This window comes from Kitasatospora sp. NPDC041988 (assembly GCF_055588525.1).
In genome coordinates this window covers 1-13925 of sequence record NZ_JBVJCO010000084.1, presented here as the reverse complement: position 1 = coordinate 13925, position 13925 = coordinate 1, and the positions used below count along the sequence as shown (strand labels likewise).

The window sequence follows — 13925 nt, the reverse complement described above, 5'->3', positions numbered from 1 at the left end:
AAAAAAAACCTATGTTGGCGGCCAGAAACATGGTCCTGGGCCATGGGGGTGTCCCCGGGGGCACCCCCCAGCCCGCTGTGCCCCCCCCCCCCGCCACCCCCCCCCCCCCCCCCCCCGCGACGCCTGCCGCGCGCCGGGTTCCGCGTAACCCCCCGGGCCTCAACTCGTTTGCCCGGCAAGAGCTCTGCCCACCCGGTGGTGGTGGCCGGCGGGGCAGTCGGGCCCGAGGGGGTTGACGCGAGATGAAGATGACCGGCGTGCAGCGCAGCGGCCGGCGGCACGGCCGCCCGCTGCCACACCTGCGGTCGGCGGCCGGAGCCGTCGCCCTCGCCGCCGCCCTGGCCGGGCTGGCCGGCTGCTCGGGCGGCTCCGGGGCCTCCGACGGCTCCGCCGACCGGAAGGCGGCCGCCCCCGACCAGCTCTCCGCCGACCCGGTGACGGCCGTCCGCAACACCGCCGACATCACCGGCCGGACGGGCTCCGCGCACACCACCACCGAGCTGGTCACCGAGTCCGCCGACAAGAAGGCCGTCTTCACCGGCACCGGCGGCTACGACTACGTGAAGCGGATCGGGCGGTTGGAGGTGACGGTGCCGCCCGGCGCGGCGACCACCGGGAAGATCGTCGAGGTGGTCCTGCCGGGCACCGTCTATCTGCAGAACAGCGGCGCCAAGGTACCCGAGGGCAAGTGGGTCAAGCTGGACGTGCGCCAGTTGCCGGACGGCAACCTGGTCTCCAGCGGCGCCACCGACCCGGCCTCCGCCACCGGCGCGCTGCGCGGGGCGCAGAAGGCGGACCTGGTCGGCTCCGAGACGGTCGGCGGGGTGGCGCTGAAGCACTACCGCGGCACCCTGGACCTCGCCAAGGCGGCCGAGGCCACCGGCGGCCGGGGCGGGGACGGCCTGCGGATGGCGGCGCAGACCTTCACGGTCAAGGAGATCCCTTACGACGCATGGCTGGACGAGCAGGGCCGGCTGCACAAGGTGGTCGAGGTGTTCACCTTCGCCGGGGTGGCCGGTTCCAAGGAGGCGAAGGACCAGGTGAAGGTGACGTCGACCACCTCGCTGGCTGACTTCGGCAAAGCGGTGGAGGCGGCCGAGCCGCCGGCCTCCGACATCTACGCGATGAAGCCCACGGAGAGCCCGAAGTAGCGGTGCGCAGGGGGCGCCGCCGGCGTCGGTGGGCCGCCCGGAGCGGTCGGGCCCACCCGTTTCGGCGGCGCCGAGATGGCCCGTCCGTGCCATGTGGGCGGGCTCCGAAGTGCCTAGGCTGGATGTCGGGTGGCTGCCGCCCGGGCTGGCGAGGCACTGAAGGGGTGGTGCAGGTGGTGTCGTCCACGGGCGGCCGCAGCGGCGGCCACGACGACGCGGCCCTCGACGAGATCGACCTGGCCGGTGAGCTGATGATCGCCGCCACGGCCAGCAACGACGACCGGCTGCCGACCGAGCGGATCGACGAGGTGCTGCTGGACCGGCCCGACGGCGGGGTGTCCGCCGACGGGCCGCCGGAAGCGGAGGGCCAGGACTGAGGGTGGGCGGAGCGGAGCGCGCCCGGGGCGTCCGCTGCCCGGGGTGTCAGCTACGCAGCAGCCGGGCGATCGCGGCGGTGGCCTCCGCGACCTTGGCGTCCAGCTCGGTGCCGCCCTCCTCGGCGGCCGCGGCGACGCAGTGCCGCAGGTGTTCCTCCAGCAGCGAGAGCGCGAAGGACTGCAGGGCCTTGGTGCTGGCCGAGACCTGGGTGAGCACGTCGATGCAGTAGACGTCCTCGTCGACCATCCGCTGGAGGCCGCGGATCTGGCCCTCGATCCGGCGCAGTCGCTTGAGGTGGGCGTCCTTCTGCGCGCTGTACCCGTGCGGTCCGTGCCCGGCGTGGTGGTCGGCCGCCTCCGCGGCGGCCGGCACGGGCCGGTCGCCGTCCGGCCCGGTCCCGGGCGCGTGGTCCGGCTGGGTGCGCGCTTCCGTCGTGGTCATCGGCCCGCCTTCGTCTGAGTGCCTCGGTGGCTGCGTCGGCCTCCAGTGTCCAACACCGGGGCCGGTCCCGGTGTTCCTCCGGCGCAAGTCCGCAGGCCCGGAGCGAACCGGGGCGGTGTCCGGGCGGCTCCGGAGGGGTGCCGGGAGGGGTTCCCCCGTCCGGGCCGACACCGCCGTCTTCCGCGCGCACGGCGGGGGCAATCCGGGCGAGGTTCCGTCAGACTGGGGGCTCACGTCCGCACATGGCCGTGCGGGCCGGGTCCGCTGTTGCGGCAGCCAATCGGAAGGGGAGGTTCCGGCTCCTCCCCCACCACCCCGTTTGCGCAATTGCGCTTGGTTGCACCTAGCATCGTTCAGTCCCTACCCCGCACATCGGAGATTTCCGTGCGTTTTAGCCTGACCCCGAAGGAGACGAGCTTCTACGACATGTTCGCCGCGGCCGCGGAGAACCTCGTCGTCGGGTCGAAGCTCCTGCTGGAACTGCTGGGATCAGACGTGTCGGCCCGCGCGGAGATCGTCGAGCGCATGCGCGCCGCCGAGCACGCCGGGGACGACACCACCCATGCCGTCTTCCACCAGCTGAACTCGTCCTTCATCACGCCCTTCGACCGCGAGGACATCTACAGCCTCGCCTCGTCGCTGGACGACATCATGGACTTCATGGAGGAGGCCGTCGACCTGGTCGTCCTCTACGACATCCAGACCCTGCCCAAGGGGATCGAGCAGCAGATCGAGGTCCTGGCCCGCGCCGCCGAGCTCACCGCCGAGGCGATGCCGAACCTGCGCACCATGTCCAACCTCACCGAGTACTGGATCGAGGTCAACCGGCTGGAGAACCAGGCCGACCAGATCCACCGCAAGCTGCTCGCCCACCTGTTCTCCGGCCAGTACGACGCCATCGAGGTGCTCAAGCTCAAGCAGGTCGTGGACGTCCTTGAGGAGGCGGCGGACGCTTTCGAGCACGTCGCCAACACGGTGGAGACCATCGCCGTCAAGGAGTCCTGACCCTCGTGGACATGGCTGCACTCATCGCCGTCCTCGGCGTGGCGTTCTTCTTCACCTATACCAACGGCTTCCACGACTCGGCGAACGCCATCGCCACCTCGGTCTCCACCCGGGCGTTGACCCCGCGGGCCGCGCTCGCGATGGCCGCCGTGATGAACCTGGCCGGCGCCTTCCTCGGCAGCGGCGTGGCGCACACCGTCTCCAGCGGCATCATCGAGACCCCGACCGGCAACCAGGGCATGGCGATCCTCTTCGCCGCGCTGGTGGGTGCGATCGCCTGGAACCTGGTCACCTGGTACTTCGGCCTCCCGTCCTCCTCCTCGCACGCACTGTTCGGCGGCATGGTGGGCGCAGCGCTGGCCGGCGGCACCGAGGTGATCTGGAGCGGCGTTCTCGACAAGATCGTCATTCCGATGATCGTCTCGCCGATCGTCGGCCTGATCGGCGGCTTCCTGGTGATGCTGGCGATCCTCTGGATCTTCCGGCGGGCCAACCCGCACCGCGCCAAGCGCAACTTCCGGGTCGCCCAGACCGCCTCGGCGGCCGCCATGGCTCTCGCGCACGGCCTGCAGGACGCCCAGAAGACCATGGGCATCGTGGTCATGGCGCTCACCATCTCGGGTCACCAGACCACCGACGCCATCCCGGTCTGGGTGAAGATCTCCTGCGCCACGATGCTCTCGCTGGGCACCTACGCGGGTGGCTGGCGGATCATGCGGACCCTCGGGCGCAAGATCATCGAGCTGGACCCGCCGCAGGGCTTCGCGGCCGAGGCCACCGCCTCGACCGTCATGTACATCACGTCGTTCGTCTTCAAGGCGCCGATCTCCACCACCCACGTGATCACCTCGGCGATCATGGGCGTCGGCGCCACCAAGCGGATCCGCGCGGTGCGCTGGGGCGTGGCGAAGAACATCGTGCTCGGCTGGTTCATCACGATGCCGGCGGCCGCCATCGTCGCAGCGCTGGTGTACTGGTTCGTCCACCTGTTCTGGGGCTGAGGCTCCGGACGCCCGTGGAACTGACAGGGCCCGCCCCCACATCTCGGGGGCGGGCCCTTCTTCATACTTCGCGGCGGCACCGCCATGCAGCACCGCGAAGCAGTCTGTGAGTCGGGGGCTTCTTAACCGAAGCGGCCCGAGATGTAGTCCTCCGTCGCCTGCACGGACGGGTTGGAGAAGATCCGCTGGGTGTCGTCCAGCTCGATCAGCTTGCCCGGCTGGCCGACCCCGGCCAGGTTGAAGAAGGCGGTGCGGTCGCTGACGCGGGCCGCCTGCTGCATGTTGTGCGTGACGATCACGATGGTGAACTGGGACTTCAGCTCGCCGATCAGGTCCTCGATGGCGAGGGTGGAGATCGGGTCGAGTGCGGAGCAGGGCTCGTCCATCAGCAGGACCTGCGGCTCGACCGCGATGGCGCGGGCGATGCAGAGACGCTGCTGCTGGCCGCCGGAGAGGCCGGCGCCCGGCTTGTTCAGCCGGTCCTTGACCTCGTTCCAGAGGTTGGCGCCCTTGAGGGACTTCTCCACCACGCCGTCCAGGACGGACTTCTTGCGCACACCCGCGAGCTTCAGCCCGGCGACCACGTTGTCGTAGATCGACATGGTCGGGAAGGGGTTCGGACGCTGGAAGACCATGCCGACCGAGCGGCGGACGGCGACCGGGTCGACCGAGGAGCCGTAGAGGTTCTCGTCGTCCAGGAGCACCTTGCCCTCGACCCGGGCGCCGGGGATCACCTCGTGCATCCGGTTGAGGGTGCGCAGGAAGGTGGACTTCCCACAGCCGGAGGGGCCGATGAAGGCCGTCACCGAGCGGGGTTCGATGCTCATCGAGATGTCCTCGATGGCCTTGGTGGTGCCGTAGAAGGCGGACAGTCCGCTGACGTCGATGCGCTTGGCCATGATCTTTCGTCTTCTCTCGCCCGCGGCAGGGGCCGCTGATGAATTCTGGTTCGTACGTCAGTCGGAGGCTCAGTGTCCGCCCTTGGGCGAGCGCCAGCGCGCGATGCCCCGGGCGATGAGGTTGAGCCCCATCACGAAGGCGATCAGCACCAGTGCGGCACCCCAGGCGCGGGCGTAGCCGTAGTCGTTGTTCACCATGGCGTACTGCTGCCAGATGTACATCGGCAGCGACTGCTGCGGCCCGTCGAACGGGTTCTCGTTGATGTAGTCGGCACCGAACACCAGCATCAGCACCGGGGCGGTCTCGCCCGTGATGCGCGCGACAGCGAGCATCAGACCGGTGGTGATACCGCCGATCGCGGTGGGGAGGACGATCCGCAGGATGGTCTTCCACTTCGGCACACCGAGCGCGTACGAGGCCTCGCGCAGCTCGTTCGGGACCAGCTTCAGCATCTCCTCGGTGGAGCGGACCACCACCGGCATCATCAGGATCGCCAGTGCGAGGGCGCCCGAGAAGCCGGAGTAGTTGAAGCCGAGGGCGATGTTCCACAGGGAGAGGATGAACAGACCGGCGACGATCGACGGGACACCCGTCATGACGTCGACGAAGAAGGTGACCGCCTTGGCGAGCTTGCCGCGGCCGTACTCGACCAGGTAGACGGCGGTCAGCAGACCGATCGGCGCGGCCATCGCGGTGGCCAGCAGGACCTGCTCCAGGGTACCGATCAGCGCGTGGTAGATACCACCGCCGGGGCCCGCGGACAGGACGCCCTTCATGGAGTGGGTCAGGAAGTAGCCGTCGACCACCCCGGCACCCTGCTGGACGGTGTAGACGGTCAGCGCGGCCAGCGGGACCACGGCCAGGATGAAGGCGACCCAGACCACCGAGGTGGCGAACCGGTCCTTGGCCTGGCGGCGGCCCTCGACCCGGGCCGCGAGCCCGTAGCTGATCGCCAGGAACAGCAGCGCGGAGATCAGGCCCCACTGCAGGTGGCTCTCCAGGCCGCCGAGCACGCCGATCGCGCAGCCGAGGGCGATCGAGCCGGCGGCGACGGCGGCCGGGGCCCACTTGGGCAGCCGGTTCGCGGTCAGCGGGTGGCCGACCGGGCGGGCGTCCGCCGGAACCGATGTCGTAGCGGCGCTCATGCGTTGGCCCCCGAGTACTCCTTGCGGCGGGCGACGATCAGCCGCGCGGCACCGTTCACCAGCAGGGTGATCACGAACAGGACGAGGCCGGAGGCCATCAGCGCGTCCCGGCCGAAGGGCTGGGCCTCGCTGAACTTCAGCGCGATGTTCTGCGCGAAGGTGCCGCCGCCCGGGTCCAGCAGGTGCAGCGAGAGGACGTTGTTGGAGGAGAGCACCACCGCGACCGCGATGGTCTCGCCGAGCGCACGGCCGAGGCCGAGCATCGAGGCGGAGATGATGCCCGGGCGGCCGAACGGCAGCACCGCGGTGAGGATCATCTCCCAGCGGGTCGCGCCGAGCGCGAGTGCCGCCTCCTCGTGCATCCGCGGGGCCTGCCGGAAGACCTCACGGCTGACCGCGGTGATGATCGGCAGGATCATGATGGCCAGCAGGATGCCGACGGTGAACAGGGTGCGCGGCACGGTGCCGGTCCGGGACTGGTCGAAGATGTACGTCCAGCCGAGGTACTCGTCCAGCCAGCTGGTCAGCCCGTACAGGTGCGGCACCAGGAAGAGCGCGCCCCAGAGGCCGTAGATGATGCTGGGCACGGCCGCCAGCAGGTCCACCAGGTAGGCGAACGGCTGGGCGATCCGGCGCGGCGCGTAGTGCGAGATGAACAGCGCGATCCCGATGGCCACCGGCACGGCGATCACCATGGCGATGATCGCGCTGACGATGGTGCCGAACGCGAGGACGGCGATGCCGAAGACGGGCTTCGGGGCGTCCGGCGTCCACTCGAAGGTGGTGAGGAAGTTGCCCTCGTTCTTGCCGAGGGCGATGCCGGAGCGCCAGGTCAGGAACCCCGCGATGGCGGCCATGACCACCAGCAGCAGGATGCCCGAGCCTCGCGCGGCATTCATGAAGATCTTGTCGCCGAGGCGGCTGTCGCGCTTGCGGCGTTCCCTGCCTCGCGGCGCGGCAGGGGAGGATGAAGTCATTGGTCTACTCCGGTCTGGTGGTGCTGCCCCGAGGGGGCGGCACCCTGGCGGCGGTGCCCCGGACGTGCTTCTCGGTCACTGCTTCCGGTGGAGCGGCCCCGGCCCCCCTCGTCCACGGGGCCGCTCCACCGGAGGTCCTACTGGGTCAGGCCAGCGTCGGGATGACGGCGTTGACCTTGTCGGTCAGCTCCTTGGGGAGCGGCACGTAGCCCTTCTCGCCGATCGCCTTCTGGCCTGCGTCGCTGATGCCGTAGGAGAGGAAGGCCTTCAGGGCGTCGAGGGTCTCGGCCTTGTTGCCCTTGTCGCAGACGATCTCGTAGGTGACCAGGACCAGCGGGTAGGAGCCCTCGTCCTTGGTCGCGTAGTCGAGGGTCAGCGCGAGGTCGCTGCCGGTGCCGGCGATCTTCGCCTTGGCGAAGGTGGTGGCGGCGTTGGCGGCGGTGGCCTCGACCGGCTTGGAGGCGCCGGTGTTGATCGCGGCGCTCTTCAGGTTGTTGGTCTGGGCGTACGACAGCTCGGCGTAGCTGATCGAGTTCTTGACCTGCTTCACCTGGGCCGCGACACCGGCGGAGCCGTTGGCGCCCTGGCCGCCCTTGCCCGCCCACGCCTTGGCCGGCGGGTAGGCCCAGACGCCGCCCGAGACCTTGGCGAAGTACTTGGTCAGGTTCTCGGTGGTGCCCGAGTCGTCCGTGCGGTGGATGGCCTGGATGTCGGCGTCCGGCAGCTTGGCGCCCGGGTTCAGCGCGGCGATCGCCGGGTCGTTCCACTTGGTGATCTGCGAGTCGAAGATCTTGGCGATGGCCGGGCCGTCCAGGACCAGGTTGTCGACGCCGTCCACGTTGTAGACGATCGAGACCAGGCCCGCGACGAGCGGCAGGTTGATGCCCTGGCCGCCGGTGCAGACCTTCTTGCTGTCCTCGACCTCGGCCGGCTTCAGCGCCGAGTCGGAGCCCGCGAACTGGATCTTGCCCTGGTTGAACTGCTGGACACCCGCGCCCGATCCGCCGCCGCCGTAGTTGACGGAGGAGTCCTTGCAGGCCGCGCCGAAGTTGGTCTTCAGGACGTCGATCGCGGTGCCCTGCGCGGTGGAACCGGCGGACAGCAGGGCGGCGGGCTTGCTGCCACAGTTGATCGAGGACGCGGCGGACCCGCTGGAACCGCTGCCCGCGTTGGTGTTGTTGTTCTCGTCCGAACCGCAGGCGGCGAGCGACAGCGAGCTGACGAGCGCCATGGCACCGATGGCGAGGGCCTTGGAGCGGCCGTTCCGCTGGAGCTTCACAGGGGTGTCCCTTTCTGTGGCATTGCCCGGCGCGCGGGCCGTGCGAACACGGCGGAGCGCGGGTTTTGCTGTGGTCCGGGGCCCGTTCGGCCCTCCGGTAACCCCGAAGTTAGGCCGGGTAAGTGACACGTCAGCCGGTCGGAAGTGAACGGGGAGTGAACCTCGAACGGATGGCAGGAAACTACGCCAGGTAGTAACGGTTGCGTCACGGCAAGGGCGCGGGGAGATCACTTCCACCGTTCCTTCACCCGCGCGGAGCCGGCCCCGACCACCGGACGGGCGCCCAGCAGCTCCAGCAACGCGTCCACCAGCACCCGGTCCCGGTCGTGCGTGAGCCGCGCCCGCGCCTTCCCGGCCGGCAGCCACTCCAGCCGGTCCACCTCGCGGCTCGGCCGGAAGGCCCCGGCGGACGGCACCGCCGCCCAGTACCGGACCTCCTTCGGCCGCCCCTGCGCCAGATAGTGCTGGGCAGGCAGCTCCTCCCCCAGCACACAGCTGAACCCGGTCTCCTCGTGCACCTCGCGCAGCGCCGCCTCGACCACGCCCTCGCCCGGGTCGAGCTTGCCCTTGGGCAGGCTCCAGTCGTCGTACTTGGGCCGGTGGATCACCGCGATCCGCGGCCGCCCCAGCCGGCCGCTCTTCTTCGGCCGCCCCGGCAGCCAGAGCACCGCGCCCGCCGCCAGGACGACCGGCGACCGCCCGGCGCCCGGGATGCTGCTCGTGGAGGGACCATCGGCCTGCTCGGTGCTCAGGCGGTTGCGCAACTCATGCCATCCGGGGTGCGGGGTCGGACCCCCAGCCCTCGGCCGGGGGAATCTCCAGCCGGCCGTCCAGGCCAGGCGGGAGCTCGGGCCACCGGCGGCCGAAGGCGTACCGCGCCGCCTCCACCTCCAGTCGCTGATCAGCATGCACCACTCCGAGCACGTACGCCGTCGCGGGTGTGATCCTCGGCGTTCGTGCCGCGGTGGCCGCGGTGACCGCGGCGTCCGACGCCTCCTGGTGCCGGCCCAGCACCTCGTCCAGCTCGTCCAGCTCGACGGCCGGCCGTCCGCACACCTCCAGTGCGTACCGGGCCCGCTTCGCCAGGATCCGCACCCGGTGCCACGGAGCGTCGTCCGCCGCCAGCGCCGTGTCCGCGTCCACCGCGCCCCGGGCCGGAGGCACCGCGCCGAGCCGCCGCAGCCCGTCCCCGCCGTACGGGGTGGCAGCCCGCCGCAACGGCAGCTGCTGGGCACTCGCGGCCAGCGCGGTGCACGCCGCCGCGGCCTGCGGCAGCAGCACGGCTCCGGCCCGGCCGCCCGCCGCGTCCAGCAGCGGCGCATCGGCGACCAGCAGCGTCATCCGGTCCGCCAGCGCGTGCAGCCGCGCCGAACGCAGCTCCTGGAGCACCGACGTGTGCGCCCTGGTCCGGGCCAGGGTCAGCTGGCGGTCGAGGAGCGCCCGCGCCTTCGGCACCCCGGCGTGGCCGGCGAGCATCCCCGGGCCGTCCGCCTCGCTGCCGCTCAGCGCGTCCAGCGCGCCCAGCAGCCGGGCCGACCGGCGGACGTACCCCGGCTCCAGCGCCAGCAGGTTGAGCAGCCAGCGCAACTCGGTGCGCGACTCCTGCGCCCAGGTCTGCTCGAACGTACCGCCGAAGGTGTGCAGCAGCCCGCCGATCCGCCGCACCGCCCGCAGCAGGTCGGCCGTGCCGGCGGACGGGGCGACGGCCGCCCCCGGTCTGGCGCCGACCTCGCCCACCGCCTGCGGCAGCGCGCGCAGGAACACGCCGGCCTGGGCGGTGAGATGGCTGGAGAGGATGTCCCCGGCGGTCGCGGTGGAGGCCGCCTGGGCCGTCATCGGCGCATCGGTCATGACTAGGTAGATCCCCGTTCCCCCGGGGCCGTCCCCCGGGGCTGGTGGCCGACCGCTGCGGCGGGTCCCGACCGCTCAGCGGCTCGCATCAGTGGCTCGCGTCAGTGACCGCCGTCCTGGCCGGCTTCGGCCTCGGTGGCTCACGTCGGTGGTCGTGGCCGGGCGCCGTGGCAGCGGCGCCCGGTCACCGGGCCGCGGCGGCCCGGCGGCGCTGGCGCGAGTCGATGAGCAGGTCCTGGACGTGCCGCAGCGACTTCCCCTCGGCGTCCTGGGCGTGGCGCGTCCACGCCCCGTCCGCCCCCAGGTGCCACGACTCCGTCTCGTCCGACACCCCGAGGTCGATCAGCCCGGACAGCTCGGCCCGGTGCGCCGGGTCGGTGATCCGCAGCAGCGCCTCGATCCGGCGGTCCAGGTTGCGGTGCATCATGTCGGCGCTGCCGATCCACACCTCCGGATCGCCGTTGTTGCCGAACACGAAGATCCGCGAGTGCTCCAGGAAGCGCCCGAGGATGCTGCGGACCCGGATGTTCTCGCTCAGCCCCGGCACCCCGGGGCGGATCGCGCAGATCCCGCGCACCCAGACGTCCACCGGCACGCCGGCCCGGGAGGCCCGGTAGAGCGCGTCGATCACGGCCTCGTCGACGATCGAGTTGACCTTGAGCTTCACGTACGCCGGACGGCCCGCCCGGTGGTGGGCGATCTCGTTGTGGATCCGCGAGATCAGGCCGTCCCGCAGCCCGCGCGGCGCGGTCAGCAGGCGGCGGTACGACTCGCGGCGCGAGTAGCCGGAGAGCCGGTTGAAGAGGTCCGAGAGGTCCGCGCCGACCTGCGGGTCCGAGGTCAGCAGCCCGATGTCCTCGTACAGCCGGGCCGTCTTCGGGTGGTAGTTGCCGGTGCCCACGTGCGAGTAGCGCCGAAGGGTGTCACCCTCCTGGCGGACCACCAGCGACAGCTTGCAGTGGGTCTTCAGCCCCACGAGGCCGTAGACGACGTGGCAGCCGGACTCCTCCAGCTTGCGGGCCCACTTGATGTTGGCCTGCTCGTCGAAGCGCGCCTTGATCTCGACCAGGACGAGCACCTGCTTGCCGGACTCGGCCGCGTCGATCAGCGCATCCACGATCGGCGAGTCACCGGACGTCCGGTACAGCGTCTGCTTGATCGCCAGCACGTCCGGGTCGCCCGCGGCCTGCTCCAGGAAGGCCTGCACCGAGGTGGAGAAGCTGTCGTACGGGTGGTGCAGCAGCACGTCCCGCTCACGCATCGCGGCGAAGATGTCCGGCTGCGAGGCCGACTCCACGTCGGTCAGCCCACGGGCCGTACCGGCCACGAACTTCGGGTACTTCAGCTCCGGACGGTCCAGGTCGGCGATGCCGAACAGGCCGGTCAGGTCGAGCGGACCGGGCAGCGGGAAGACCTCCGCCTCGGTGATGTTCAGCTCCCGCACCAGCAGGTCCAGGATGTAGGGGTCGATCGACTCCTCGACCTCCAGCCGCACCGGCGGGCCGAAGCGCCGCCGCATCAGCTCCTTCTCCAGGGCCTTGAGGATGTTCTCGGTGTCGTCCTCCTCCACCTCGAGATCCTCGTTGCGGGTCACCCGGAACGCGTGGTGCGCCAGCACCTCCATGCCCGGGAAGAGCTCCTCCAGGTGCGCCCCCATCACGTCCTCCAGCGGAACGTACCGCTGTGGCGACGCCTCCAGGAAGCGGGCCAGGGACTGCGGCACCTTCACCCGGGCGAAGTGCTTGTGGCCCGAGACCGGGTTGCGCACGACCACGGCGAGGTTGAGGGAGAGCCCCGATATGTACGGGAAGGGGTGCGCCGGGTCCACCGCCAGTGGGGTGAGCACCGGGAAGATCTTCTGCCGGAACAGGGTGTGCAGGCGGGCCTGCTCCTTCTCGGCCAGCTCCGGCCAGCGGACCAGCTCGATGCCCTCGGCGGCGAGGTCCGGCAGGACCTCCTGCTGGAAGGCGGCGGCATGGCGGGCCATGAGCTCGCGCGAACGGGTCCAGATCAGGTCCAGGACCTCGCGCGGCTGAAGGCCCGAGGCGCTGCGTTGGGCCACTCCGGTGGCGATCCGGCGTTTCAGCCCGGCCACCCGGACCATGAAGAACTCGTCCAGGTTGCTCGCGAAGATCGCCAGGAACTTGGCCCGCTCCAGCAGCGGGATCGCCGGGTCCTCGGCCAGCTCCAGGACGCGCTCGTTGAACGCGAGCCAGCTGCGCTCGCGGTCCAGGAAGCGGCCCTGGGGCAGCTCGTCCAGGTCCTGCTCGTCCGAGGCCGGCAGCTCCGGCGGTATCCCCAGGGCGCTGGACATTCTGGCCGGCGGCGACAGCGGGGCAGAGACGGGGCGGGGGATGCTCATGGGCTCCAGCTCCTCCAGCAGGACGGCGTCCGGACGCGACAGGCTCTGCGGGCCCTCGTTCTCGCCCAGCGCCAACGCCCACCCGCCCGGCGCGGTCAACACGAGACCGGCCGGCAGGCGTCGCCGACGCTGCACGAGCGAGACACTGCGGACTTCATCCTGTGATCTTCGCGGCAGCAATTGAATCCACGGTAAACACCGCATGGCCAGGAGGAAAGCTGAGTCGGTCGGGGCCGGGGCCGGGCCGGTGTTGTACGACCGGCCCGTTGCCTACGGCCCCGGCTCTCCGCTATGCCCCGCTCCGCCCCTGGTGCGTGCGGTACTCGGCGCGGTACATCAGGTCCACCTCGTGAATGGTGAACCCCAGTCGTTCATATACCCGCACGGCGGCCGGATTGTCGGCGTCGACGTAGAGAAGTACGGTTGCCAGCCCCCGCTCGCCCGGACCGCCGCCGGTCAGGTGCCGCAGACCGGCCGCGGTCAGCGCCCTGCCGAGGCCGCTGCCCTGCTCCGCCGGGTCCACCCCGACCACGTACACCTCGCCCAGCGCCGGCTCGGTGGCCGTCGCCGGGTGCACCTTGGTCCAGTGGAAGCCCACGACCTTGCCGTCACGGGTGGCGAGGAAGAAGCCCGCCGGGTCGAACCAGGGCTCGGCCAGCCGGTCCGCGAGGTCCCGCTCGGTCCAGGAGCCCTGCTCCGGATGGTGGGCGAAGGCCAACGCGTTCAGCCGCAGCCACTCGGCGGCGTCGGCACCCGGACGGAAGGTTCGCAGCTCGACACCGTCCGGAAGGGCGACCTCCTCGGTCTGCGACCCGGTCCGGCGCATCTGCCGCAGCTCGCGGACCAGCTCGGCGCCGTACCGCTCGGCCAGATGGCGGGCGGCCGGGTGGCCGCCGTGCACCCAGAAGTCGACGTGGTCCCGGCCGGCGCGGTGTGCCTCGGCAAGCACCGCGTCCACCAGGGGGCGGCCGTAGCCACGGCCGCGGGCGGCCGGAGCGACCACCAGCTCGGCAGAGGGGTTGGCGTCGCCGGTCCGGGGGACTTCGAGCTGGCCGTAGCCGGAGACACCCTCGGCTTCATGACCTTCGCGCTGGACGAAGTGGACCACCCCGGGGCGGGCCGAGTCGGAGGAACGCAACCTGAGCCGCCCCTGCTCGGAGACCGCCTCCCGGCCGTCCACCGCCTGAGCGTCCGCCAGGACGCGCAGTGCGCCGTCCCGCGACTCCGGCGCCAGCACCTCATGGGCGACCACGGCGCCCTCGCCGGTCGCCGGAGTTCCGTTGTAGACCCGTTCCTGCTGAGCGTCCTGATCGTCCATACCCTGACGATACGTCAACCGGAAACGCAAAGAACCCCCGATCCGTGATGGATCGGGGGTTCTCTGTGAATGATTGTTCGGCGGCGTCCTACTCTCCCACAGGGTCCCCCCTGCAGT

13 protein-coding genes are annotated in these 13925 nt (G+C 71.0%); 4 read left to right on the top strand and 9 right to left on the bottom strand.

Annotated elements, in window-relative coordinates:
• Positions 1-242: 242 nt before the first annotated feature.
• Together ACZ6NC_RS41040 and ACZ6NC_RS41035 are read left to right on the top strand one after the other, a co-directional pair.
• A complete protein-coding gene (locus ACZ6NC_RS41040; protein WP_465739001.1) occupies positions 243-1151 on the top strand; it encodes an SCO4651 family lipoprotein in 909 nt (302 codons plus the stop codon).
• A 173-nt stretch (positions 1152-1324) separates the two neighbouring features.
• On the top strand, positions 1325-1528 hold the full coding sequence (locus ACZ6NC_RS41035; RefSeq protein WP_465739000.1) for a hypothetical protein: 204 nt from the start codon (positions 1325-1327) through the stop codon (positions 1526-1528).
• A 46-nt stretch (positions 1529-1574) separates the two neighbouring features.
• Here ACZ6NC_RS41035 and ACZ6NC_RS41030 read toward each other — a convergent pair whose 3' ends face one another.
• Positions 1575-1970 carry a metal-sensitive transcriptional regulator gene (locus ACZ6NC_RS41030; RefSeq protein ID WP_465738999.1) on the bottom strand — a complete coding sequence of 132 codons (396 nt, stop codon included), beginning with the start codon at positions 1968-1970 and terminating at the stop codon, positions 1575-1577.
• Between the two features lie 384 nt (positions 1971-2354).
• Between ACZ6NC_RS41030 and ACZ6NC_RS41025 the strand changes: the two genes are divergently transcribed.
• Together ACZ6NC_RS41025 and ACZ6NC_RS41020 are read left to right on the top strand one after the other, a co-directional pair.
• Entirely contained in the window at positions 2355-2975 is a 621-nt protein-coding gene (locus ACZ6NC_RS41025; RefSeq protein WP_329489086.1) for a DUF47 domain-containing protein, read from the top strand.
• A 5-nt stretch (positions 2976-2980) separates the two neighbouring features.
• Positions 2981-3976 (top strand): inorganic phosphate transporter, encoded by a 996-nt coding sequence (locus ACZ6NC_RS41020; protein WP_465738998.1) that lies wholly within the window; start codon positions 2981-2983, stop codon positions 3974-3976.
• A gap of 122 nt (positions 3977-4098) precedes the next feature.
• Here ACZ6NC_RS41020 and pstB read toward each other — a convergent pair whose 3' ends face one another.
• The 8 genes from pstB to mshD form a co-directional block, all read right to left on the bottom strand.
• Complete coding sequence (gene pstB, locus ACZ6NC_RS41015; protein ID WP_465738997.1) at positions 4099-4875, bottom strand: phosphate ABC transporter ATP-binding protein PstB; 777 nt, start codon at positions 4873-4875, stop codon at positions 4099-4101.
• Between the two features lie 69 nt (positions 4876-4944).
• Complete coding sequence (gene pstA, locus ACZ6NC_RS41010; protein ID WP_465738996.1) at positions 4945-6021, bottom strand: phosphate ABC transporter permease PstA; 1077 nt, start codon at positions 6019-6021, stop codon at positions 4945-4947.
• The gene (pstC, locus tag ACZ6NC_RS41005; RefSeq protein WP_465738995.1) at positions 6018-6998 is read right to left on the bottom strand and encodes a phosphate ABC transporter permease subunit PstC; all 981 of its coding nucleotides are present in this window, start codon (positions 6996-6998) and stop codon (positions 6018-6020) included. Before pstC ends, pstA begins: the two co-directional genes overlap by 4 nt.
• 145 nt (positions 6999-7143) lie before the next feature.
• On the bottom strand, positions 7144-8277 hold the full coding sequence (pstS, locus tag ACZ6NC_RS41000) for a phosphate ABC transporter substrate-binding protein PstS (protein ID WP_465738994.1): 1134 nt from the start codon (positions 8275-8277) through the stop codon (positions 7144-7146).
• Between the two features lie 227 nt (positions 8278-8504).
• Positions 8505-8990 (bottom strand): NUDIX hydrolase, encoded by a 486-nt coding sequence (locus tag ACZ6NC_RS40995; RefSeq protein WP_465739003.1) that lies wholly within the window; start codon positions 8988-8990, stop codon positions 8505-8507.
• 52 nt (positions 8991-9042) lie between these two features.
• Entirely contained in the window at positions 9043-10128 is a 1086-nt protein-coding gene (locus ACZ6NC_RS40990; protein ID WP_465738993.1) for a CHAD domain-containing protein, read from the bottom strand.
• A 184-nt stretch (positions 10129-10312) separates the two neighbouring features.
• Positions 10313-12490 (bottom strand): RNA degradosome polyphosphate kinase, encoded by a 2178-nt coding sequence (locus tag ACZ6NC_RS40985; RefSeq protein ID WP_465739002.1) that lies wholly within the window; start codon positions 12488-12490, stop codon positions 10313-10315.
• A gap of 289 nt (positions 12491-12779) precedes the next feature.
• Complete coding sequence (gene mshD, locus ACZ6NC_RS40980; protein ID WP_465738992.1) at positions 12780-13808, bottom strand: mycothiol synthase; 1029 nt, start codon at positions 13806-13808, stop codon at positions 12780-12782.
• Between the last annotated feature and the right edge of the window lie 117 nt (positions 13809-13925).

Coding starts and splice junctions, on each gene's coding strand:
- mshD (WP_465738992.1), bottom strand. CDS start 13,808: ATGGACGATCAGGACGCTCAGCAGGAACGGGTCTACAACGGAACTCCG.
- pstC (WP_465738995.1), bottom strand. CDS start 6,998: ATGACTTCATCCTCCCCTGCCGCGCCGCGAGGCAGGGAACGCCGCAAG.
- pstA (WP_465738996.1), bottom strand. CDS start 6,021: ATGAGCGCCGCTACGACATCGGTTCCGGCGGACGCCCGCCCGGTCGGC.
- ACZ6NC_RS41040 (WP_465739001.1), top strand. CDS start 243: ATGAAGATGACCGGCGTGCAGCGCAGCGGCCGGCGGCACGGCCGCCCG.
- ACZ6NC_RS40985 (WP_465739002.1), bottom strand. CDS start 12,490: ATGAGCATCCCCCGCCCCGTCTCTGCCCCGCTGTCGCCGCCGGCCAGA.
- pstB (WP_465738997.1), bottom strand. CDS start 4,875: ATGGCCAAGCGCATCGACGTCAGCGGACTGTCCGCCTTCTACGGCACC.
- ACZ6NC_RS40990 (WP_465738993.1), bottom strand. CDS start 10,128: ATGACCGATGCGCCGATGACGGCCCAGGCGGCCTCCACCGCGACCGCC.
- ACZ6NC_RS41030 (WP_465738999.1), bottom strand. CDS start 1,970: ATGACCACGACGGAAGCGCGCACCCAGCCGGACCACGCGCCCGGGACC.